This is a genomic window from Opitutus sp. GAS368, assembly GCF_900104925.1.
Lineage (GTDB): Bacteria > Verrucomicrobiota > Verrucomicrobiia > Opitutales > Opitutaceae > Lacunisphaera.
Genome location: NZ_LT629735.1, coordinates 2452325 through 2474803, shown reverse-complemented (window position 1 = coordinate 2474803; position 22479 = coordinate 2452325). Strand labels below are relative to the sequence as shown.

General features: G+C 64.1%; 16 protein-coding genes, 1 tRNA gene and 1 pseudogene. 11 read left to right on the top strand and 7 right to left on the bottom strand.

Translation table 11 applies throughout. The features are described from left to right. Positions 1–8: 8 nt before the first annotated feature. Together BLU29_RS10625 and BLU29_RS10620 are read left to right on the top strand one after the other, a co-directional pair. A complete protein-coding gene (locus BLU29_RS10625) occupies positions 9–1013 on the top strand; it encodes an XdhC/CoxI family protein (RefSeq protein ID WP_091057599.1) in 1005 nt (334 codons plus the stop codon). Then, complete coding sequence (locus BLU29_RS10620; protein ID WP_091057596.1) at positions 1003–1617, top strand: nucleotidyltransferase family protein; 615 nt, start codon at positions 1003–1005, stop codon at positions 1615–1617. The genes BLU29_RS10625 and BLU29_RS10620 overlap by 11 nt, the downstream gene beginning before the upstream one ends. Position 1618: 1 nt before the next feature. On the opposite strand, the gene BLU29_RS10615 is transcribed toward BLU29_RS10620, so the two are convergent. Then, positions 1619–2365: a YdcF family protein gene (locus BLU29_RS10615; protein WP_091057594.1), complete on the bottom strand. Its 747-nt coding sequence runs from the start codon at positions 2363–2365 to the stop codon at positions 1619–1621. A gap of 5 nt (positions 2366–2370) precedes the next feature. Further along, on the bottom strand, positions 2371–2646 hold the full coding sequence (locus BLU29_RS10610; RefSeq protein ID WP_091057592.1) for a GIY-YIG nuclease family protein: 276 nt from the start codon (positions 2644–2646) through the stop codon (positions 2371–2373). A 101-nt stretch (positions 2647–2747) separates the two neighbouring features. Between BLU29_RS10610 and BLU29_RS10605 the strand changes: the two genes are divergently transcribed. Next, positions 2748–2821: transfer RNA gene (locus tag BLU29_RS10605), tRNA-Gln, on the top strand. A 312-nt stretch (positions 2822–3133) separates the two neighbouring features. On the opposite strand, the gene BLU29_RS10600 is transcribed toward BLU29_RS10605, so the two are convergent. Continuing rightward, positions 3134–4306, bottom strand: a complete 1173-nt coding sequence (locus BLU29_RS10600; protein ID WP_091057590.1) for a DNA-binding transcriptional regulator — start codon at positions 4304–4306, stop codon at positions 3134–3136. A gap of 103 nt (positions 4307–4409) precedes the next feature. On the opposite strand from BLU29_RS10600, the gene xylA reads away from it, so the two are divergent. The 8 genes from xylA to BLU29_RS10560 all read left to right on the top strand — a co-directional run bounded on the left by xylA (position 4410) and on the right by BLU29_RS10560 (position 15590). After that, on the top strand, positions 4410–5738 hold the full coding sequence (gene xylA / locus BLU29_RS10595; protein WP_091057587.1) for a xylose isomerase: 1329 nt from the start codon (positions 4410–4412) through the stop codon (positions 5736–5738). Positions 5739–5753: 15 nt separating this feature from the next. Next, on the top strand, positions 5754–7247 hold the full coding sequence (xylB, locus tag BLU29_RS10590; protein WP_091057585.1) for a xylulokinase: 1494 nt from the start codon (positions 5754–5756) through the stop codon (positions 7245–7247). A gap of 313 nt (positions 7248–7560) precedes the next feature. After that, positions 7561–9705, top strand: coding sequence for an NADH:ubiquinone reductase (Na(+)-transporting) subunit F (gene nqrF / locus BLU29_RS10585; RefSeq protein ID WP_197677692.1), 2145 nt, complete (start codon positions 7561–7563; stop codon positions 9703–9705). A 162-nt stretch (positions 9706–9867) separates the two neighbouring features. Next, entirely contained in the window at positions 9868–10671 is an 804-nt protein-coding gene (locus tag BLU29_RS10580; protein WP_197677691.1) for a hypothetical protein, read from the top strand. Then, positions 10668–11570 (top strand): NAD(P)-dependent oxidoreductase, encoded by a 903-nt coding sequence (locus BLU29_RS10575; protein ID WP_091057578.1) that lies wholly within the window; start codon positions 10668–10670, stop codon positions 11568–11570. The genes BLU29_RS10580 and BLU29_RS10575 overlap by 4 nt, the downstream gene beginning before the upstream one ends. Next, entirely contained in the window at positions 11570–12718 is a 1149-nt protein-coding gene (locus tag BLU29_RS10570) for a cellulase-like family protein (RefSeq protein WP_157693788.1), read from the top strand. The genes BLU29_RS10575 and BLU29_RS10570 overlap by 1 nt, the downstream gene beginning before the upstream one ends. Positions 12719–12751: 33 nt before the next feature. Continuing rightward, positions 12752–13537 carry an SDR family oxidoreductase gene (locus BLU29_RS10565; protein ID WP_091057572.1) on the top strand — a complete coding sequence of 262 codons (786 nt, stop codon included), beginning with the start codon at positions 12752–12754 and terminating at the stop codon, positions 13535–13537. 40 nt (positions 13538–13577) lie between these two features. Continuing rightward, on the top strand, positions 13578–15590 hold the full coding sequence (locus tag BLU29_RS10560) for a beta-galactosidase (RefSeq protein WP_091061092.1): 2013 nt from the start codon (positions 13578–13580) through the stop codon (positions 15588–15590). Here BLU29_RS10560 and BLU29_RS18815 read toward each other — a convergent pair. From BLU29_RS18815 to BLU29_RS10540, 4 genes and pseudogenes are all read right to left on the bottom strand, one after another. Further along, a pseudogene (locus BLU29_RS18815) lies at positions 15587–16762 on the bottom strand (Gfo/Idh/MocA family oxidoreductase). The gene BLU29_RS10560 and the pseudogene BLU29_RS18815 overlap by 4 nt on opposite strands. A gap of 16 nt (positions 16763–16778) precedes the next feature. Further along, positions 16779–18713, bottom strand: coding sequence for a right-handed parallel beta-helix repeat-containing protein (locus BLU29_RS10550; RefSeq protein ID WP_091061090.1), 1935 nt, complete (start codon positions 18711–18713; stop codon positions 16779–16781). Positions 18714–18730: 17 nt separating this feature from the next. Next, entirely contained in the window at positions 18731–20125 is a 1395-nt protein-coding gene (locus BLU29_RS10545; RefSeq protein ID WP_157693787.1) for a sugar porter family MFS transporter, read from the bottom strand. A gap of 58 nt (positions 20126–20183) precedes the next feature. Then, the gene (locus tag BLU29_RS10540) at positions 20184–22454 is read right to left on the bottom strand and encodes a glycoside hydrolase family 3 N-terminal domain-containing protein (RefSeq protein ID WP_091057567.1); all 2271 of its coding nucleotides are present in this window, start codon (positions 22452–22454) and stop codon (positions 20184–20186) included. Positions 22455–22479: the final 25 nt, after the last annotated feature.

The following is a 22479-nucleotide window of genomic DNA, read 5'->3' as shown; positions in this document are numbered from 1 at the left end:
CGTCACCCATGCCGGAACTCGCCCAGATTCTCGCGGCGCTCGCGGCGGCCCCCGGCCGGCCGGCGGTCCTGGCCACCTTGGTGCAAGTCGAGGGCTCGTCCTACCGGCGGCCCGGCGCGCGGCTGCTGCTGCTCGCCGACGGCACGCACCTCGGTTCGATCAGCGGTGGTTGCCTGGAGGAGGACGTGGTGCAACGGGCCGGGCGGGTGCTCGCGAGCGGCCGGCCGGAGTGCGCCACCTACGACACCACGGCGGAAAACGATCTCGTATGGGGGGTGGGCCTGGGTTGCCAAGGGGTGGTGCGAATTTTCATCGAGCCGCTGCCGGCCGCCCGGCCGCGCTGGGTGGGCGCGCTGTCGGAAAACCTGCGGGCCCGGCGTGCTACCACCCTGGCCGTTGTCCACGGGGAGGCCAACGGCGCAGCCCGCGGCACCTGCGTGGCCGGGGAACTGCCCGGGGAACCGGCCGACGCTGGGATTTTCCGTGAAACGGTGTCGGCCCCGCCGCCGCTCGTCATCTTCGGGGCCGGCGACGATGCCCAGCCGCTCGTGCGCCTGGCGAAGGAGACCGGCTGGCATGTGACCGTCGTCGATGCCCGCCCCGCTTACGCCACCGCCATGCGGTTTCCCCGGGCCGACGCGGTAGTGACCGTGTCCCGGTGGGACGTCGGGGAGTTTCTTGCGCCCGGCGAAGAAACCTTCGCCGTGGTGATGACCCATCGCTACACCGACGACCTGCAGTTTCTCCGCGCGCTGTTGCCACAGCCACTCGCCTACCTCGGGGTCCTCGGTCCGCGGAAACGCACCAACCGGCTGCTTGCACAACTGCAGGAGGAGGGCTTGGCCGCCGGCCCCGAGGTCCTGGCGCGGCTGCACGCCCCGGTGGGGCTCGACCTCGGCGGCGACACGCCGGCGGCGGTCGCGCTGGCCATCCTCGCGGAAATGCACAGCCGGCTTTCTGGCCGCGCCCCGGTCAACCTGCGCGACCGACCGGGCTCCATCCATGGCCGGTGATTTTTCGTGCGCGCTCTTGTTGCTCGCCGCCGGCGCCTCAAAGCGCATGGGGCGACCGAAACAGCTGCTGCCCGTCGGCGGCCGGCCGCTGCTGCGCCATGTCGCCGAAAACCTTCTCGCCACGCCGGTGTCGCCGGTGTCCGTCGTGCTCGGGGCGAACGCCGCGGAAATCGCGCCGTGCCTGGACGGTCTCCCGCTGCGGGTCGTCGTGAACGCCGGCTGGGCGCGCGGCATGGGCTCGTCGCTGCGGACGGGACTGCAGGCGCTGCTGGATGCGGCGCCGGCGACCACCTCCGTGATTGTGGCGCTCGCCGACCAGCCGGATTGCCCGGCGGATCATCTGGGACGGCTGATCGCCACCCGGCGGCAAACCGGCCGGACCATCGTCGCCTCGCTCGCCGGCGGCGTGCTGTGCCCCCCCGTGCTGTTCACCGCGGAATGGTTTCCCCGGCTGCTAGCGCTTGAGGGCGAGGCCGGCGCGCGCAACCTCCTGCAGGAACAGCGGGCCGCCGTTGCCACCGTTCCCCTGCCCGTCGCAACGGACCTCGACACGCCGGACGACTACGCGCGGTTTTTGCGCGATCCGGGGTCGTCCGCCCCGTGATTCAGCGGAAGAGCCGGTAGAACCAGTAGCCGTAGTTCTCGCGCAGCGCCGTCTCCGTCATCTGCCAGGCCTCGGCCCGCGGCACGAAGTCGATCGCCTGCACCGCCCGCGCGGAATCGTAGCGGAAATCCACTGGGAACGGCAGGCAATCCACGCCGGCTTTCCTGAATTGGTAGGCCGAGCGCGGCATGTGCCAGCCGCTAGTGACCAGGATGACGCGCTTCCAGCCCAGTTTTTTCATGAGCGCCGCAACTCTCGCCGCCTCGTCCGCCGTGTTGGCGACACTGTCTGTCACCAGGATCCTGTCTCCCGGCACGCCCCGGGTGATGGCGATCCGTTTTAGCTCGTCGCCCTCGGTCGACTCGGAGTCCTTCCAGGCCATCCGGGCCCCGGTGAAGACCAGCCGCTCCGCCCGGCCGGCCTGCAGCAGGACCACACCGGCGTCGAAGCGCTCGGAGGTCTCGTCGAAATTAGCCACGAACCCCGGCCCCACCCGCGGGCCGAGGATGCCCCCGAGCACCACAACCGCGTCGGCCGGCCCGGCGGCCGCGACCGGCACGGCCGGGTAGCGCGACTCCACCCAGCCCATCAGCCGGTTGCCAACGACCGGGATGCTGCCGAGGTAAAGCACGACCAGCGCCAGCATCGCCGGCCAACGCTTCTTGCGCCACAGCGCGAAGAGCACCAGCAGGGCGACGATGCCGACGGGCAGCACGAAGACCGGGAGGAGTTTGTTGAAGAAGAGCATGGATGTCAGCGGGGGCGCTTGACCTTGAGTTTACCCCGGATGAGCGCCTGTTTTTGCGGGCGCGTCAATTGCTTCAGCTGGTATTCGCGCTGCAGCGCCCGCGTCAGGCTCATCGGCCCCTCCTGGAAAACAACGCGCACTGGCAGGCGTGGCTTGGTATACTTGGCCCCCTTGCCGGCATTGTGCACCGCCAGCCGGGCTGGCACATCCTTCGCCGTGCCGATGTAAAAGGTGCGGTCGGCACACCGCACGATGTAGACGAAGGCCCGCTTGGCTGGCATGGACGCCGAGGCTCGCAATTCGGGGACTTTTGGACAAGCTCTCCGTGAAATATCCACCCTTGACCCTCCCGGGGCAGAGGGCTTCTTTCGGCCGCTCTCACTGCCTGATGGTGTAATGGTAGCACAGGTGACTTTGACTCACCTAGTCATGGTTCGAATCCATGTCGGGCAGCCAGCGAGATTTTCAAAAAATTCCGCCAAGTGTTGCACACTGCGGTAAGAAGCGAAGGAAGAGCGGAATCGGGAAGTGCGGTGCGCAACACTGGTCCCGATTTTTTGTATCGCTAATGTCAGCGAGCGGGAAAAACACTCGCAGGAGTGTGCAACACTTTGAAGTGTTGCACGCTCAGAGGCCATTGAAGCTGCGGAATATTTCGACGCCATGGAGTGCTATTCTCGGAATTTTTTCTTTGAGGCCTGCGAATGCCGCCAACTGCTGATCGCGTGGCAATTCAGCCAGCCTTGCCATCAGGCGCAGCCTGGAATGTCAGGTCCGGCCCCGGAACCTTGCCCGATATATTCGCGGACTCTCCCCGGTTTCCCGCCTAAAGGCCGCACTCAGATAGCTGGCCGATTCAAAGCCCGCCATGTCGGCGATTCTGGCGATGGGCAGGTCGGATTCCACCAGAAGCTGCCGCACGCGTTCGATCTGCTGGCGCTTAATCAGACGATGCGGCGATTCACCCAGCTGATGAATAAATTTTCTCTCGAGCAAAGTGCGGGACACCGGCACGGCGCCAAGCACCTCCTTGACGCGAATCCCGTGATGCGAATGGTCACGGATATAACGCAAAGCCGCGGCCACATGTTTGTCCGCGACCGCGACGGCATCCGTGGACCTGCGCTCCACAACCCGCACGGGTTCGATTTCGCGAGTTACGGCACGCGGGCGTTTCCGGCCGCTCATGAGCTGCGAGAGAATCTCCGCAGCTTCGTAACCCGTGCGCCGGGCATTGGGCAATACGCTGCTCAGCGGCGGATCGGACATCTCGCAAATCAATTCGTCGTCGTCCACGCCCAGCACGGCCACTGCTTCAGGCACCGCCAGTTTGGCCCGGTGACAGGCCTCAATCACCTGGTGGGCCCGGGCGTCATAGCAGGCGAATAGTCCAAGCGGTTTGGGCAGGGTGATCAGCCAGAGCGCGATCGCGCCGATCTCCTGGTCCCAGCTGCTGTCTCCGCGGGAAGACGGGGAAAAGTCCGCACAGGTAAGCCCTCCTTCCCGCAGCACCCGGGCAAAGGCCTGCCCGCGCAACTGCGACCAAAGATGCCGGTGGTCGCCACAATAGGCGAAATGTTTGAGATGCTTCTGTCGCAGGTGGACGGCGGCGAGCCTGGCCACGGCGGTATTATCAATGCTCACGCGCGGGAATTCCGAGGCCAGCCGCTCGGCGCTGACATCAACCACAGGCAGCTTGGTGTCCCGCAACGCTCTCGCAATCTCGCCGGTATCGACCCGAGCAATGATCCCGTCGCCTTCCCAGTCACGCAGCCACACCGGCAAGGGGGCTCCCCGGATCTGCTCAGTGAGGCGGAGGGACCATGTGCCGTTGGTGGCGCGAATCCAGTCATGCACGCCATGCAACAGGTCGCGCCCATATCGGTTGGAAGTCTCGATGATAAGGGCCACCCGAAGCCGATTCCTGTCGCGCCGCAGCATGGGGCAGCATCAGAGTAGCTGTGTTAAATATCAAAATAAATATGTGGATACTTGTTACCCGATCGGAGGGGGTTTCTGATACATTTCCTCATACCCGCTTAATATGAAACCCTCCCGCCCCCATTTTCCCCGCATCCCGCGCATCGCCTACGAGGGCACGCGTTCGGCCAACCCGCTGGCGTTCCGGCACTACAACCCGGACGAGATCATCGACGGCCGGACGATGTCCGACCACCTGCGCTTCTCGATCGCCTACTGGCATGCCTTCCGCGGCGTGGGCGCCGATCCGTTCGGCCCGGGCACGATCCGACGGCCTTGGGAGAAGGGCACCGACCCGGTCTCCATCGCCAAGGTGCGCATGGACGCGGCCTTCGAGTTCTTCCAGAAGATCCGCGCGCCTTTCTGGTGTTTCCATGACCGCGACATCGCGCCGGAGGGCCGCACGCTCGCCGAGTCCAACCGGCACCTCGACCAGATCGTCGCCCACGCGAAGTCGTTGCAGAAGGCCACCAGCGTGAAGCTCCTCTGGGGCACCGCCAACCTGTTTTCCCACCCGCGTTACATGTGCGGCGCCTCGACCAATCCCGACGCCCACGTCTTCGCCTATGCCGCGGCCCAGGTGAAGAAGGCGCTGGACGTCACGAAGCAGCTCGGTGGCGAGAACTACGTGTTCTGGGGTGGCCGCGAGGGCTACGAGACGCTGCTCAACACCAACCTCAAGCGCGAGCAGGACCACTTGGCGGCGTTCCTGCACCTGGCCGTGGACTACGCGAAGAGCATCGGCTTCAAGGGCCAGTTCCTCATCGAGCCCAAGCCGAAGGAGCCGACGAAGCACCAATACGACTTCGACGTCGCCAGCGGCATCGCCTTTCTCCGCACCTACGGCCTCGAGAAGCACTTCAAGTTCAACATCGAGACCAACCACGCCACGCTTGCCGGCCACACCTTCGAGCACGAGATCGAGGTCGCCGCGGCGCAGAAGATGCTCGGTTCGATCGACGCCAACACCGGCGACCTGCTCCTCGGCTGGGACACCGACCAGTTCAACACCAACGTCAAGGAGCTCACGCTCGCGATGGTTTCCATCCTGCGCGCCGGCGGCCTCGGCACCGGCGGCTTCAACTTCGACGCCAAGCTCCGCCGCCCCTCGATCGACCCGGCGGACCTCTTCCACGCCCACATCGGCGGCATGGACGCCTACGCGCTGGCCTTCAAGCTCGCGCGCCGCATCCTCGCCGAGGGGAAGTTCGAGACCTTCGTCGCCGAACGCTACGCGAGTTTCGACGCCGGCTACGGCCGCGCCATCGAGAAGCGCCGCACCAATTTCCGCGAGTTGAACAAGCTCGTGCTGACCAAGCTCGGCGAACCCAAGCCGCGCTCGGGCCGGCAGGAATACCTCGAAAACCTTCTCAATACCTACCTCCACGGCTGACCCCCGACCGCACCCGTGAGCATCTTTCTCGGCATCGACAGTGGCACGCAAAGCACGAAGGCGATTGCGCTCGACCTCGACAGCGGACGCGTCGTCGCCGAGGCTCGCGCGTCGCACACCCTCATCGCCGGCCTGCCCGCCGGGCATATGGAGCAACACCCGGCCGAATGGGTCGCGGCGCTGGACCGCGTTATCCGGGAGGTGGCCGCCAAGATCGACCGAACCCGCGTGCGCGGCATCGGCATCTCCGGCCAGCAACACGGTTTCGTTCCGCTTGATGCGGCAGGCGCCGTCATCCGCCCGGCTAAACTCTGGAATGACACCAGCACAACGCAGGAATGTGCTTTGCTGACGAAGAAGCTCGGTGGCCCCAACGCTGTCATCCGTGCCGCCGGCCTGCCCTTCCTGCCCGGCTACACGGCGCCGAAGATCCTCTGGCTGAAACGCAACGAACCGGCAAACTACCGTCGCCTGCGCCACGTGCTGCTGCCGCACGACTACCTCAATTTCCACTTGACCGGGAAGTATTTCATGGAGCATGGCGACGCCTCGGGCACCGCGCTCATGGACGTGCGCCATCGAACCTGGTCGAAACAAGTTATCCGCGCCATTGATAAGAACCTCGCTGACTGGCTGCCGGCGCTTTCCGCGTCGGGCGACCGTGCGGGCACGTTGCGGCCTGAGCTGGCGAACAAATACGGGCTTTCGGCGGATGTGGTCATCAGTGCCGGCGGTGGCGACAACATGATGAGCGCCATCGGCACAGGCAACGTGGTGCCGGGCGTCGTCAGCGCCAGCCTGGGCACCAGCGGCACTATCTTCGCCTTCAGCAAGCGCCCGGTGGTTGATCCGCACGGCGAGATTGCCGCCTTCTGTTCTTCCACGGGCGGCTGGCTGCCGCTGCTCTGCACAATGAACGTCACCCTCGTCACCGAGCAGTTCCGCGCACTGTCCGGCACGGATCATGTCGCCATGGAGCGGGCCATTGCCGCCGTGCCCGCCGGAGCGGACGGGCTTCGCCTGCTGCCTTATCTCAGCGGCGAACGCACGCCGAACCTGCCGCACGGCCATGGCATCCTCGATGGGGTCACGACCCGCAACCTCGAGCGCGGCCACCTGCTCCGCGCCGCGATGGAGGGGGTTACGGTCGGCATGAACTATGGGTTGCTCCGGCTGCGGAAACTCGGCATCAAGCCGCGCGAAATCCGCCTTACGGGCGGCGGGGCAAAATCCCCGGTCTGGCGGCAGATCATGGCCGACGTATTCGGCGTTCCCGTGGTCAGTATGGTGGAAGACGAAGGCGCGGCGCTGGGCGGCGCGTTGCAAGCCGCAGCCTGCGTCGATCCGGCCGCGACGCTGCCAACCCTGTGCGACCGCTTCGTGGAGCTGAATCTCCAGACCCGCTGCGCACCCAACCCGCGCAATACCGCGGTTTATGCCGAGATCGCGGACCGTCACGCCACGCTGCGCACACTCTTTGGCGCGCGCCGGGCCAGCGGCTCCCGCTGACCTTCCGCTGCCGGCACCATCTCCGAAGCGCGAGGACAAGAAATGAAAACTTTCCGTCGCCCCATGAGAAGACATGAAGCCCGGGATCCAGTAGATTGTTCAGCGCGACGACCCCACCCTTACCGTCCGGCAATATGCCCCGCCGCAATCACTTAAAACCCATATCTTCATGAGCCACGATCCAGGGGTTGGCCTTTTGGCAAAGCCGCCCGTCAGGGCCGACTACGGTTTGATCGGGGAGAGCGCGCAGCGGGCGATTGAACAAGGCCTGGCCGAGGCCGACTGGTATCAATGTCCGGTGCCACGGCAAACCATGCGCCGCCTCCTCGAACGACGCGATGGGCCGGCTATCCGCGACACCTTGTTGTGGTTCGCGCTGATCGGCTCAGCCGGCTCCCTGACCTATGTCCTGTGGCCTTCATGGTGGGCGGCCCTGCCCTATGCCGTCTACGCCGTGCTCTATGCGTCGACCTCAGATTCGCGCTGGCATGAATCCGGTCATGGGACCGCCTTCAAGACCGACTGGATGAACACCTTCCTGTATGAGGTGGCCTCCTTCATGGTCATGCGCGAGTCCACCGTCTGGCGCTGGAGCCATACCCGCCACCACAGCGACACCATCATTGTAGGGCGTGATCCGGAAATCGTCTCGCCGCGCCCACCCGACATCAAGGGTCTGATCGCCGGTTTTTTCGGTCTCTCCAACTATCCGAAATATTTCAAACACATCCTGCTTCACTCGGCCGGCCGGATGACCGAGGAGGAAAAAACCTTCATTCCGCCCAGCGAATTCCCGAACGTATATCGCAAGGCACGCATTTACGTGCTCCTGTATGCGATATCCGCCGGGCTGGCCCTTGCCAGCGGCAGCCTGCTCCCTCTTTTCCTTGTCGGGTTCGTAAACGTCTTCGGCTCCTGGCTGATGTCCATCTACGGCCTGACGCAGCATGCGGGGCTTGCCGAGAACGTGCTGGACCACCGGCTTAATTGCCGGACGGTCTACATGAATTTCGTCAATCGCTACCTCTATTGGAACATGAATTATCACCTGGAGCACCACATGTTCCCGCTGGTGCCCTACCATGCGTTGCCTCAGCTCCACGCCGCCGTGAAGGACGACTGCCCCACACCCTACCCGGGTCTGCTGTCGGCCTATCGCGAGATCATCCCGACCGTTCTCCGCCAGGTGACGGATCCTTCGCATCATGTGAAGCGCCAGTTGCCGGCTCCGAAGGCCCGCCTGGCCGAGGGCACCCACACCTCGGAAGTGCGGCCCGACGCCGAGGGCTGGATCGAGGTGTGTGCCGCGGCCGACCTCGGCCCGAGCGACGTGATCCGCCTGGACCACGGCCGGCGAACCTATGCGCTGTATCGTGACGCGGAAGGCATCCTGTATGCCACCGACGGCATCTGCACCCACGGCAACACCCACCTCGCGGATGGGCTCGTCAAGGGCCGGATCATCGAATGTCCGAAACACAATGGCCGCTTCAACCTGTCGGACGGTTCGCCCGCGCGCGCGCCGGTGTGCCGCGGCCTCACCACCTACCCGATCGAGGAACGGCGCGGCCGGCTCCATCTCAACGTCGTCCGCGCCGGTGGCGCCGGGGCCCGGGAGCAAAAAACCTACCGCCTGCGCGTGGTCAGCAACCACAACGTCGCCACGTTCATCAAGGAACTGGTTTTGGAACCGGTGGAACCGGCGGAGAAAATCGCCTTCACGCCCGGCGACTACCTGCAATTCGACATTCCGCCGTATGCGCTGGTCCGGTTCCGCGACTTCGAAATCCCAGAACCCTTCGCTTCCGTCTGGGAACGCCAGCATCTGTTCGAACTCGCAGTGGGCCATGCCGGCGCCGGCCGACGCAACAACTACTCCCTCGCGAGCAACCAGCAGCTTGAGCGCACGCTGCGTTTCAATGTCCGGATCGCCACGCCCCCGCCGGGCCAGGATTGTCCGCCTGGCGTCGGCTCGAGCTACATGTTCAACCTCAAGCCCGGCGATACCGTCACCGCCATCGGGCCCTTCGGTGCTTTCCACATCAAGCCGACCCAGCGCGAAATGATCTACATCGGCGGCGGCGCCGGCATGGCGCCGCTCCGCGCCCATCTCTCGCATCTGCTGGAAACCGAGCAAACCGCGCGCAAAATCGGCTTCTGGTATGGCGCTCGTTCGCGGCAGGAAATCTTCTACGCCGATTATTTCGGGCAGCTCGCCCGGCAGCATTCCAATTTCGCCTTTCACCTCGCCCTGTCCGCGCCGCTGCCGGAGGACAACTGGTCCGGGCACCACGGCTTCATTCATGAAGTGGTGCTGGAAAAATACCTGCGCGGCCACCCCCAGCCCAAAGCCGTGGAATATTATCTCTGTGGTCCACCCATGATGATCAAGGCCTGCAACCGGATGCTGGCTGAACTCGGGGTGCCGCCGTCGCAGATCGCCTACGACGAGTTTTAAACGAAACCGACCGATCGCGCCGGCGCCAACCTCTTCTCCACCCCGGCGCGTCACGGCTGCGACCGCCCGATTCCCATGTTATTCCCCACCCCGCCCAGGCTGCAGATCATCGCCAATCTCTGGACGCTTTGGGACCACCCTTCGGCCCAACGGGAATGGTCCTTGGAACGGAAATTTGCCGCCATCAAGGAGGCCGGCTTCGACGGCTTCACGTGGCAGCTCGATCGGGAGCACGGGGAGCTTGCCCGCAAGCACGGGCTGCTCGCCATCGGCTTCGTCTCATCGGCGAATCCGGGGGAGTTTGCCGGTCTGATCCGGCAAAATGTCGATGGCGGCGCACGCCGGATAAACGTCCAACTGGGCAATCACGACACCCCCGTGCCCGAATCGATCGACATGGCGATCCGTTTTTTGGAGGAAGGCGAGAAGCAAGGCGTGCCGTGCGATATTGAGGTTCACCGCGACACCTGCACCGAGACTCCGGAGAAAACCTATGCCATTGCCGCGGGCTACCAGCGCGCCACCGGACGGCTGCTGCCGATTACCTGGGACTTCTCACACTTTGCCGTCGTCAAGCATCTCGCCCCACCATACTGGGACCGCCTTATCGAGAGCCCCGAGCTGATCCGGCACGCGCGCCAGTTCCATTTTCGCCCGTTCAACGGCCATCACTGCCAAGTCCCGGTCACGGATGGCACGGGAAAATTGTCGCTGGAATTGCAGCAATGGCTGCCGGCCTTGGAAAAACTGGTCGAGACCTGGCTCGAGGGCGACCAGTCCGGTGCGGAGTTGTATGCCTGCCCGGAAATGGGCCCGCTCCGCGGCGGTTATAATCTCGCGCAATTGCCGGACAGCTGGAGCGAGGCCAAGATCCTGCGCGGCCTCATCAAAGACACCTGGGAGAAAGCCGAGGCCCGGCGGCGCACCGGCACCAAACCGAGCCGTCATGATCTGATTCAACTATGAAAACCACGATCGGATTTGTCGGAGTTGGCCGCATGGGCGCGAACATGGCGCGCCGGCTCAGGGACCGGGGCTACGCCATCACCGCCGTTTATGATGCGCTGCATCCAACGGCACTGGCCGTCGCTGCTGAATTGGGCGCGCATCCCTGCAGGGAACTGGGCGAAGTCACCGCCCGGGCGGACGTGATCTTCACGGTCGTCAGTGACGATGCAGCGCAACGGGCGGTATTCGCGGCCTCCGGCGACAGCCTGCTCACCAACGCCTCCGGCAGGATTTTCGTCAACTGCGCTACCATCAGCCCGGCCATCCATACGGAAATCGAAACCGCCGCTGCCAAGGCCGGCGCGGGTTCGCTCGAAGCCTGCATGGCATCCAGCGTGCCCCAAGCCCGCAACGGCACCCTTTACCTCATGTGTGGCGGCCGACTGCCGCTTTTCAACCAACTGAAGCCACTCCTTGGCGAACTCAGCAATGGCGGGCAGACTTTGCGGTATATCGGTCCCGCCGGGACGGCCGGCCAGGTCAAGGCCCTGGTCAACATGGTCATGAATATCAACACCGCGGGCCTCGCCGAGGGGCTCGGGCTGGGCGCGGCCCTGGGTCTCCACCTGCCGACGTTGATGGATGTCTTTGGCCAAACCGGTGCTGCCTCGCGGGTGGTGACCACCGACGCGGAGGACATGATCAACCAAGAACACACCTGCTATTTCTCCGCGGCGCATGCGGCGAAGGATAGTGGCATCGCGCTGCAGCTCGGCCGCGAACGGGGGCTCCATCTGCCCATCGCCGCAGCCACCAAAGCGCAGTATGACCGCTTGGTTGGCCTTGGCCTGGGGAACCTCGACAAAAGCGGCATCGCGGAACTCACCTTTCCCGGGCGCAGCGGCAGCCGGAAATGATGAACGCCAGCCCAGCCCGCTTTCCCCGCCTGGCACATCCGCTGGCCTTCGCGATGTGGGATTTCTCGTGGCTTGAGCGCCGCGGGCCGGGCGCCGGCTATGAAGACTGGTCCCGCGCACTGGATGAACTGGGCGAACGCGGCTACAACGCCTTGCGGATCGATCCCTATCCCCATCTCGCCGGCCCTGACGCCAGCCCCGCCCTGCTCGAACCGGTGTGGAGTGTGCACGACTGGGGCAGCGCTGAACCCCTTCAGGTGAATCCCTTGCCTGCGCTGGTTGAGTTTCTCGGCCTCTGCCGGGACCGGGAGATCACGGTGGGTCTCTCCACCTGGTTCCGCAAGGACGCCGGTGATCGCCGGCTCAGGATCACCAGCCCCGAAGCCCACGCCCGGCTCTGGTGCGACCTGGTTTCCCAGCTGCGTGCTCAGGATGTCCTCGATGCGGTCTGCTATGTCGATTTGTGCAACGAGTTCCCGGGCGAACTCTGGGCTCCGTTTTTCGACAACCGCCCGGACTCTTCCTGGAATTGCATGTCGGAAAAGGCCCTCCAGTGGATGGAGGCCGCCGTGCGGTCCTTCCGGACTGCGGAGCCCGGGATTCCCGTCACCGTCTCCGTCGTCGGCTACAACCCTTCCGTCCGCGAGCGCTGGGCTTTCATGGATTTCCTGGAGCCCCATATCTGGATGAGCCAGTCCTCGGATTTCATCGAACGCATCGGGGGCAACTACAACAATTTCGATCTCTCCGGATACGAAGCCCTGGCGGCGCGAGGGGAATCCACTTACCGGGCCGATCCCGCCCATTGGCAGCAGCTCCTCTGCGCACGGATCGAGGGCTGGGCGCAGATCGCCCGGGCCTGCCAGCGACCAATCGTTACCACCGAGTGCTGGGCGGTGGTGAACTACCGGGAGGGACCCGGCCTGGATTGGGGCTGGATCAAAGAGCTGTGCGAATACGGAGTCACCGCGGCGCTCGCCACCGGATGTTGGAGCGGAATCGCCACAAGCAACTTCTGCGGGCCCCAGTTCCCCGGCATGTGGCGCGACGTGGCGTGGCATCGGCGGCAGACTCAGCTGATCAAGTCCGCCCGTTTCGCGCTGCCGGGCGCGCCGTCCCCGCAGGCCGGTGCTTCCGCACCCCGCTAACCTTTCCCGGCCGGTCACAGACCCCTACTCCCCATGAAACTAAAGGATCAAGTCGCCATCGTCACAGGCGCCGGCGAAGGCATCGGGCGGGGCATCGCTCTCGCCTTCGCCCGCGAAGGGGCCCATGTCGCCGTGTGCGCCCGCACCAACACCCATGTCGAGGAAACCGCCCGACAGATTGCCGCACTGGGGCGGAGGACGCATTGCGGCTTCTTTGATGCCGCCGACGAGGCGGCCGTCACCCGTTTCGTCGCCGAGACTGCGGAACGCTTGGGGCCGCCCACCCTGCTCGTGCCCAACGCCGCCACCATGCCCTTTGGCGATTTTGCAGACATGGAGGTCGCGGCGTTCGACCACTGTTATGCGGTGAAGGTCAAGTCCGCCGCGTTATTCGCCAAGCACTGCATTCCGCATATGAAAAAAGCCGGCACAGGCAGCATCGTGTTCATGGCCAGCGTGGCCGGGCATACCGGCATGGCGCGGTTCTCCTTTTATGGAGCGATGAATGCGGCGCTCATCGCCCTGGCGCGCGGGCTGGCCCTCGAACTCGCCCCTTCGGGCGTGCGGGTGAACAGCGTTTCCCCCGGCACGGTCGATTCCCCGATGTTGCATCGTTTCGCGAAAGAACTCGGCAGCGACATGGAGAGCATGCGGGCGCTGTTCGATGCCGGCCACCCGCGCGGACGGATCGCGACCATCGAGGAAATTGCGGCGACGTTCGTGTTTCTCGCGGGTCCCGACGCGGCCAATATCACGGCCACCGATATTCTCTGCGACGGTGGATTCACCTTCAACGGTGTCCCGGGGCGGCGGGGCTGACGCCACCGGACAACCCTTCATCCCGCTTTCGTTCTATTTCATGCCCCTGCTGCCCAAACTCCCCTCCACCCTCGCGTATGGTGGCGACTACAATCCGGAGCAATGGCCGGAGTCCGTCTGGCTGGAGGATGTGCGTTTGATGCGCGAGGCCGGCGTCAATCTGGTCAGCCTCGGCATTTTCAGCTGGTCGAAGCTGCAGCCGGCGGAAGACCGGTTCGATTTCACCTGGCTTGACCGGGTGATGGACCTCCTGGCACAAAACGGCATCATTGTCTGTCTGGCCACGGCGACCGCTTCCCCGCCCCCCTGGATGTCAGCCAAGTATCTGGATGTCTTGCCGGTCGATGCCAGCGGTCTGCCCCTGCACCAGGGCTCACGGCAGCACTATTCCCCTTCCAGCCCGACCTACCGGCGCCACGCCGGGCAGCTGGTCCGCCGGATCGCCGAGCGCTATCGCGATCATCCGGCACTCGCCGTCTGGCATGTGAACAACGAATACGCCTGCCACACGGGCGAATGTCACGGGCCCGCCAGCACCGCCGCCTTTCGGGTCTGGTTGAGAAAAAAATACCTCACGCTCGACCGGCTGAACGCGGCGTGGGGCACCGCCTTCTGGAGCCAGATCTACGGTGACTGGGAGGAAATCCTCACGCCCCGCCGGGCCCCCCATGACCGCAATCCGTCCCAGCAGCTTGATTTCCGCCGGTTCATGTCCGACGCCTATCTCGAACTCTACCAGATGGAGAAGGAGATCCTGCATGAATTGACGCCGGGAATTCCCGCCACCACCAACCTCGTGTGGTTTGTCCGCGCCATCGACGGCCGCAGCTGGGCGCCGCACATGGATTTTATTTCTTGGGACTGCTACCCCGATCCACTGACCGGGCACGGTGCGGAGCAATTCGCCGCCGTCGGCCACGATTTGATGCGATCGCTGAAGAAAAAACCCTTTCTGCTGATCGAACAGGCACCGTCGGCGGTCACCTGGCGGCCCGTCAATCCGCCCAAGCCGCCGGGCGTCATGCGCCTGGGCAGCCTTCAGGCCCTCGCCCGGGGCGCCGATGGCGTCATGTTCTTCCAGTGGCGCGCATCCCGGGCCGGCGCGGAAAAATACATCACCGGCATGGTCGGCCATGGCGACCCGGGCCAAAGCCGTCTTTTTGCCGAAATCAAATCACTCGGCCGGGAGTTGCGACTACTCGCTCCGATCACGGGCACAACCATTCGCAGCCGGGTGGCCATCGTGTTCGACTGGCCGGTATGCTGGGCGCTCGATCTCGAGGCCAAGCCCGCACGCATCGACTATCCCGGCTGGGCGCAGGAGTTGCACCGCTATTTTTATGAGCGCAACATCCCGGTCGACTTCGTGCACCCCGGCGCAGAGCTGGACGGCTACCAGCTCGTCGTAGCCCCGGCCCTCTACCTGCTGACGAAAGCGGATGCTGCGAACCTGGAGAAATTCGTCGAGCGGGGCGGCACGCTCCTCGCGACTTACTTCTCGGGCATCGTGGATGAAAACGAACAAATCGTGCTGGGCGGCTACCCGGGCTACCTGCGCGCGCTCCTGGGGGTGCGGGTGGAGGAATGGATTCCTTATGGGGAGAAACAGGTCAACCCCGTGCGTTTCACCGGAAGCGGAAAGGAATACCCCGCGGAGCACTGGGCCGAGGTCGTCCACCTGGAGGGCGCCGAAACCGTGGCGACTTATGGTCGGGATTTCTTTGCCAACGGCCCCGCCATCACTGCGAACCGCCACGGGCGTGGCACCGCTTATTACCTGAGCGCCCGCCTGCCGGCGCCGGGCCTGAACGAACTCCTGCAATTGGTGACCGCCCAGGCTGGCATCGCTTCATTGCTGCCCGCCCCGCCCAACGTCGAGGTAACGCTGCGGGAAGAGGGCCGGCGCCGCTTTCTCTTTATCCTCAATCATGGGGACACGACCGCTGTTGTTTCGCTTGGGTCTTATCAGGGCATCGACCTTCTGACCGGAAGCAAGACGGACGCCCGGCTCAGCCTCACTGCGCTCGGCGCGGCGGTAATCCAACTGTCTTAATCGGACGCCTCGTTCGCCGCAGCCTCGACCTCGATGGCCGGGCCTGGCCGTTCCCAGCGTCCGGATCGCGCCGAGCGCAACACCGCATCGACCATCAGGTCGGTCGCCCAGCCGTCGCGGAAGGTCGGCGCCGCCGGCCGGCCGGTAGCTAGGCCCTCCAGGAAATCCGCCACCTGGTGCACAAAACTGTGTTCATAGCCGATCTGCAGGCCGTGGGCCCACCACGGTTTCATGTAGGGGTGGGTGCCGTTGGTGACCGGGATGGTCCGCCATCCGCTCGTGGCCGCTTCATCGCGACGATCGAACCAACGCAGCTGGTTCAGCTCGCTCAAATCCCAAGCCAGCGACCCGTGCTCGCCGTTGACTTCGATGGTGAAGAGTGCCTTGTGTCCGCTCGCATAGCGGGTCGCCTCAAAGGTCGCGAGCGAACCGTTGGCAAACCGCGCAAGGAAGGCGCTGGCATCGTCGATTTTCACCTCGGCCATGTTCCCGGTCTCAGCGTGCTTGCGCTACCGGACGAAGGTTTCCATGGCCGCCGTCACCTGCTCGATCGGCCCGTTGAGCCAGAGCGCGGCATCGATGCAATGGGCGAGCAGATCGCCCGTCACACCGCTGCCGGACACCGCGGCATCGAGCCGCCATGTGCCCGTCCCGCCAAGCGGGACATCCGCGGAAAGGGTCCAATCCTGCAGGAACTTGCTCCGCAGGTGGAAAATCCGACCGAGGCGTCCTTCCGCGATGAGTTGCTTCGCGAGCGTGACAGCCGGAATACGACGGTAGTTAAACCAAACCATGTTGGGCACCCCGGCTTTCTCCACAGCGGCTACCATGCGCGCGGCTTCGGCCGGATTCATGGCCAGGGGTTTTTCGCAAAGCACCATCTTCCCGGCTTCGGCCGCGGCGATAGCCATCTCGGCATGCAGGTGATTCGGGACCGCAACGTCGATCAAGTCGATGTCGGCCCGGTCGATCAACCGCCGCCAGTCGCTCTCTACGCTTTCATAGCCCCAGACCCGGGCAAATTCGCCCACCCGGGCGGTATCGCGACCGCAAACCGCCTTCAGCACCGGTTCATGCCCGCTGGGAAAAAAATGCCCCACCTGGCGGAAGGCATTGGAGTGCGCCTTGCCCATGAAACCGTAGCCGATGAGGCCAATATTGAGTTTCTTCATGGCGGTGGATGCACCGTCACCACAATTTAATCCGCCGCTGGCTGGACGCGGGATCGGCGAACGGCCCGACGCCGGCGTTGCGCGAATCGCGCTTTTTCCCAAAATAATCCGAGTCCACCACCAGTGGCTTTCCCGTCGGGCTTTCAAAAGGCAGTCCGGAGATTTTGGTTTTCCCCAGCCCTGTCGTCGCGATCAAGGGAACCTGGCTTCCGGACGCCTCCGTCGGCAGTGACAGGATAAGATGGCCGCTCTGGCCCAAGTCTTCAAACCGCCATGCAGGGCCGGCACCGGTGAACACCAACGAGGTGGCATCGACGACCGCGGGACGGGCTCCCCGCAAATAAATATTGCCGCCCGCCTTCACTGGATTCGCCGCATGGTCATACATCCAGAGGCCATAGCCGAAAATCCGCCGCGGAACCTCGTCGTTGATGGATTCCGGAAGCGTAGACGGTTCGTCGCCTCCACAGAAGAGATTGTTATAAAAACGATTGTCGCCCCCTTCGATCAGTCGCACGCCCATCACGGCGGTGGAATGCGCCGCATGGTAGGGCGTGGCCCGGTTGGGCTCCGCGCGGTTTTCGATCCGGCCGCCGAAAAGATTGTGGACATACGCACCGCCCTCCGACCAGTCGCGCAGGCTCAGCCCGGAAAGGAAAAGGTTGTTGTCCACCACGAATGGCCCGTGGTTCACCTCCATGAACAGGTCGTCCCGGTCGTTATCGTAGCAAAGGTTGGCGCTGACCCGGGTGCCCTGCGCCATCCAGTCCAGCCATATTCCCCGGCCGGCATGATGTACGCGATTGCCCTTGATGAGCACGTCGATCGCGGCGTGAAGCTTGATGCCAGCGATCTCCTCGCCCGCGAACTGGCGTTTGACCCAGATGTTGTAGACATGGTTGTCCGTGATCTCACTGAAGATCGCCCCGAGGCTTCCGCATATGCCGGCCTGCTCGCAATTGAAGATGGTGTTGCGACGGACCACATGGGAGCCGACCTGCTCCCGCGACCAGCCCGCCTTCAGCACCCGCTCGATGAGCTCGTTGTAATGCAGGGCGCCATCCCTGGTCGGATCGGCACTCCAGACATTCTGGCCGGACGCCCGATCCTTGCCGAGGGTGATGCCCGCGCATTTGGAATCACTGATGACATTGTCCTCGATGATCCAGCCCTTGCTCCAATTCGTGCCGATGAGTCCGATCTGCTCGGCCGTGGGCGCCGCCCACTGCGTGGCCGCCTGAGTCAGACGAAAGCCCCGCACCGTGATGTAGTCGCAACCGGTGGTGGCGGGATAAAAGCAGCTGTCGCGCACATTGATCTCAACCAACTCGTCGTTGGGATTCTTTCCGTGGAAGTTCGCATAGATATGCGTGCTTCGGTCGTCGCTTTCGCAGAACCAGGTCCAGGTAGATGCTTCGCGATCGCGGCTGTCCGGAAACGACTGCGGATCCAGCACCTTCGGCAGAAGCGGCACCTCGTAGAGGGACTTCCCGTTCAGATAGACCTCACCGGTATGGTGCGGCCTTCCCTTGGCCTCGAACCAGTCGCCCTGCACAAGATCCTGGTAGGGATTATAGCTGCCGAAGAAGCCGTTCGGGAGCGTCACCTGCCACACGTTGTCAGAGAACGGCTTCCACCCCTTGATCACCTCCGATCCCTTGATGGTCACCTTTTCCCCCGGCGCCGCCTGATAGACAATTCTCCGTTCTTCCGAATCGCCGCCGCGGGGCGGTGTGATCCGCTCGCGGTAAGTTCCCTCGTGCACGATGACCGTGTCACCCGGCACCGCCACTTGCGCCGCGGCGGAGATGGTGTGGTAAGGCCGGGCCACCGAGCCGTTGGCCGCCTCGCTGCTGGAAGCCGAGACGTGAAGATCCCTGGCAAGGCCGGGTTGGACGGCCAGCCCTGCCAGGAGGAGCGCCAGAATAGACTGTCTGGGCAATGGCTTCATGATTCCATGGCGCGTGGTCAGGCCTGACTCGGGCCGGTTTTCCGCCAATCCCGCCCGATCTCCTCGAGGGTCCGCCCCTTGGTTTCCGGAACGACGGTTAGGACAACGAGCACGAGGACCGCGCAGCAGGCCGCGTAAACATAGAAGGGGAAGGCATGATGGAACCGCGCCACAAACCATGAACCTTTGGCATCCATCATGGGAAAGGTCTGCGTAACGGCATAGTCGGCGAGCCAAAGAAAGAAAGCGGCGAGCCCCAAGGCCCGGCCGCGAATCGCCGTCGGGGAAATCTCGGCGAGAATAACCCAGGTCACCGGCCCAACCGACAGGCCGAAGCAGGCGATATAAAGCAGGATTAGTCCCAAAATACCGCCGTTTGGATCGGCTGAATACTGCGCCATGCAGCCCATCGCGACGAGGCTGAGACCCATACCGGTCGCGCCGAGCAGCATCAGGGGCCGGCGCCCCCAACGATCCACGGTCGCGATGGCAATCACCGTGAAAAGAACACAGGCCCCGTTGATGACGATCTGCTGGAGCAGCCCGGCGTCCACACCGGTTGAAGCGCTCAGGCGCTGGAAAATGGTCGCGCCGAAATAGAGGAAGACATTGATCCCCGTGATCTGTTGCAGGATGGCCAGCGTGATGCCGACGAAGAGCGGCCGGCGCATCGGACCGGAGAAAAGTTCAGCCCAGGTCCCCGTCTCCAGAGTGAGGGCCTCCTTGATGTTCGCGACCTCCGCCACGGCGATGTCCCGGCCGCCCACCCGAGTCAGGATTTCCCGCGCCTCGTTCCCGCGACCCCGTTCCACCAGCCAGCGCGGACTTTCCGGAATCCGGAAGAGCAGCCCGCCGAACAGAGTCGCCGGCAGGATCCCGGCGGCGAACATCGAGCGCCAGCCGGTCTCGACGAGCCACGCCTCGCTGCCCGCCCCGGCGATGAAGTAGTTGATGAACGAGGTCGCCGCGATCCCGCAGACAATCGCGATCTGATTCACCGCCACCAACCGTCCGCGCAGATGGGCCGGGGCGATCTCCGCAATATACATTGGCGTCGAAATCGAGGCGATCCCGATGCCGACTCCACCCAGGAAACGAAAAAACACGAACAAGCCGATGTCCCGGGGCAGCGCGGTGCCAAGAGCGGACAGGAAGAACATGGCCGCTGCGATAAACAGCGCGCGTTTGCGTCCAAACCGGTCGGAGATCGGCCCAACCACGAGCACCCCGGCGGCGCAGCCGATGAGAACGCACCCGGTGGCCCAGCCCCGCATGAAATCGCTGAGACCAAACCTCACCGTCAAAGGCTCGAGGGCCCCGGAAATCACGCCGGTGTCGTAACCGAAGAGCAGGCCGCCCAAGGTAGCGACGAGGCAGATCGGGACCAGGTAGTGAAGGTCGGTGCCGGCCACCGCCGGGGCGGAATTCGGAGGCGCCTGAGTGGTATTCATGACCGGAGGCAACGGGCGATCAGTCGAGCACCCGCAAAGTCGCCGCCTCCGTCGCCGCGGAAGAGCCTCCCATCACAATGCGATAAGTACCCGGCTGGACCCGATATTTCATCCGGGCATCCCAGGCCGCCAGTGTCTCCCGGGTAATCGGAAACTCCACTTTCCTGGTCTCACCCGGCTTTAGGCGAATACGCTGGAAGCCCTTAAGCTCCTTGACCGGCCGGGTCACCAGGCTGACCTCGCCATGCACATACAGTTGGACGATTTCGTCCGCCTCCCGGCCGCCGGCATTGGTGACTTCGATGGTGGCCACCGTTTCCTCGTCGGGCCGGATCTCGGCGTTCTTCAGCCCCGGCCGGGCATAGGCGAACTTCACATAGCTCAAGCCGTGGCCGAAAGGATACAGCGCCCCGTTTTCGGAGAAGACATAAGGGAAAGGCCCGGCATAGGGCTTCTTGGAATAATAGGCGGGCAGGTGTCCGACCGAGCGAGGAATGGAAACGGTGAGCTTCCCGGAAGGAACGACGTCCCCAAAGAGGATGTTCGCCGCGGCCACGCCGGTTTCCTGCCCCATATACCAGCCCTCAATGATGGCCGGCACCTGCTTGCTGAGCGCCGTGATTTGCATCGGCCGGCCATTCATGAGATACAACACGACAGGTTTGCCTGTTCCGACGACGGCCTCGATCAGCGCGTTTTGCGAACCGACAAAATCGAGCGTGACGGCGTCGCCCACGACCTTGTCGGAGTAGGCTTCGCGGCAAAGGGTTTCGGTCTCGCCGACGGCGAGGATCACCACGTCGGCCGTCTCCGCCAGTTTTCGCGCCGCCTCGATCAGGCCGCGATTTTCCGCGTCGCCGGCCATTTCCACCACTTCCATTTTCCACCGGTCATAAGCGGCGGCCGGTTCGTTTTTGACCAGGATGCAACCCGGGGCGTGCAGGACTTCCGCGCCCGCGCCGACCTTTGCCCGGATTCCCTCGAGCAGGGAAACGGCCTGCAGCGGGTCTCCGCTATAGCCACCCAACCGCACGACATTGGCGTTCGGCCCGATGACGGCGATGCGCTTGAAGCGGGCCGGGCTGAGAGGCAGCAGATCCCCGTCGTTTTTCAGAAGCACGATGGATTCCTCCGCCGCCCGCAACGCGAGTTCGCGCCGTCCTTTCGCCTGCACCGCGGCCAGCGCGTTGGCTGGATCGCAATAGGGGTTCTCAAAAAGACCGAGCTGGAACTTCCAGGCGAGAATCCGGGCCACGGCGGCATCGATCTCGTCGATCTTCACGCTGCCCTCGGCGAGGCACTCCTCAAGCAAAGGAAACCCATAAGGCACGGGCAGCTCCAGATCCACGCCGGCTTTCAGTGCCAGCCGCGCGGCCGCGGCTTTGCTGGGGGCCACCTGATGCCCGGCGTGCAGGCGCATGACGCCGAAGTAATCCGAAACGATGAGGCCGCGAAAGCCCCACTCGCCGCGCAACACGTCCTGCAAAAGCCACTCGTTCGCGTGCGACGGGATTCCGTCGATCTCATTATACGAAGGCATGACCGCCGCAGGATGGCCGTGCCGCAAAACATACTCGAAGGGAGACAAGTGAACCTCCCGCAACTCGCGCGGACCGCAGAGGCTGGGGCTGCAATTCAGGCCACCCTCCGGGGTGCCGTGGCCGGCGTAATGCTTCAGGGTCGCCATGACATGCTGGCCATCCACCGTCCCGTCCGCCGAACCCTGCAATCCCCTGACGGCCGCCAGTCCCAGCCGGCTGTTGAGAAAGGGATCCTCGCCAAAAGTTTCGTCAAACCGGCCCCAGCGCGGATCCCGCGCCACATCGATCACCGGCGTCAGGGCGTGCTGCGCCCCCCGCGTCCGCATCTCGCGCGCGACCACATCGAAGATCTCCTGCAGCATTGCCGGATCCCAGGAACTGGCCAGGCCCAGCGGGCTCGGGAAACTGGTGGCGCCGGGCTTCATCAGCCCGTGGCAGCCCTCATCGTGAAAGATGACGGGAACGCCCAGCCGCGTCTGCTCGAGCAAAAAGCGCTGCATCTCGTTCCGATAGCGCACGTCCTGCTCGAGCGGGATGTTGGAGGGTCCGACACTTCCCACGCCATCGGGAATGTGCCGGCGGAAATAGTCGGCCGTGAAGAATTCGCCTGTGGCAATGGCCGGCGCGGGCGCCGGGTTCCAGAACCCGGTCAGTTGGGCGATTTTTTCCCGGACGGTCATGCGGGAAAGAAGATCGGTGACCCGATCTGCCACGGGAGCAGAGGGTCGTTGGTAGATTGATTTTTCCATAGTGAAATGGGGTCGGTAAGAATAA

Bases quoted from the DNA above. Each gene is read 5' to 3' on its own strand.
- BLU29_RS10625 (WP_091057599.1), top strand. From the start codon at position 9: ATGCCGGAACTCGCCCAGATTCTCGCGGCGCTCGCGGCGGCCCCCGGC.
- BLU29_RS10620 (WP_091057596.1), top strand. From the start codon at position 1,003: ATGGCCGGTGATTTTTCGTGCGCGCTCTTGTTGCTCGCCGCCGGCGCC.
- BLU29_RS10615 (WP_091057594.1), bottom strand. From the start codon at position 2,365: ATGCTCTTCTTCAACAAACTCCTCCCGGTCTTCGTGCTGCCCGTCGGC.
- BLU29_RS10610 (WP_091057592.1), bottom strand. From the start codon at position 2,646: ATGCCAGCCAAGCGGGCCTTCGTCTACATCGTGCGGTGTGCCGACCGC.
- BLU29_RS10600 (WP_091057590.1), bottom strand. From the start codon at position 4,306: ATGCTGCGGCGCGACAGGAATCGGCTTCGGGTGGCCCTTATCATCGAG.
- xylA (WP_091057587.1), top strand. From the start codon at position 4,410: ATGAAACCCTCCCGCCCCCATTTTCCCCGCATCCCGCGCATCGCCTAC.
- nqrF (WP_197677692.1), top strand. From the start codon at position 7,561: ATGCGCCGCCTCCTCGAACGACGCGATGGGCCGGCTATCCGCGACACC.
- BLU29_RS10575 (WP_091057578.1), top strand. From the start codon at position 10,668: ATGAAAACCACGATCGGATTTGTCGGAGTTGGCCGCATGGGCGCGAAC.
- BLU29_RS10570 (WP_157693788.1), top strand. From the start codon at position 11,570: ATGAACGCCAGCCCAGCCCGCTTTCCCCGCCTGGCACATCCGCTGGCC.
- BLU29_RS10565 (WP_091057572.1), top strand. From the start codon at position 12,752: ATGAAACTAAAGGATCAAGTCGCCATCGTCACAGGCGCCGGCGAAGGC.
- BLU29_RS10560 (WP_091061092.1), top strand. From the start codon at position 13,578: ATGCCCCTGCTGCCCAAACTCCCCTCCACCCTCGCGTATGGTGGCGAC.
- BLU29_RS10550 (WP_091061090.1), bottom strand. From the start codon at position 18,713: ATGAAGCCATTGCCCAGACAGTCTATTCTGGCGCTCCTCCTGGCAGGG.
- BLU29_RS10540 (WP_091057567.1), bottom strand. From the start codon at position 22,454: ATGGAAAAATCAATCTACCAACGACCCTCTGCTCCCGTGGCAGATCGG.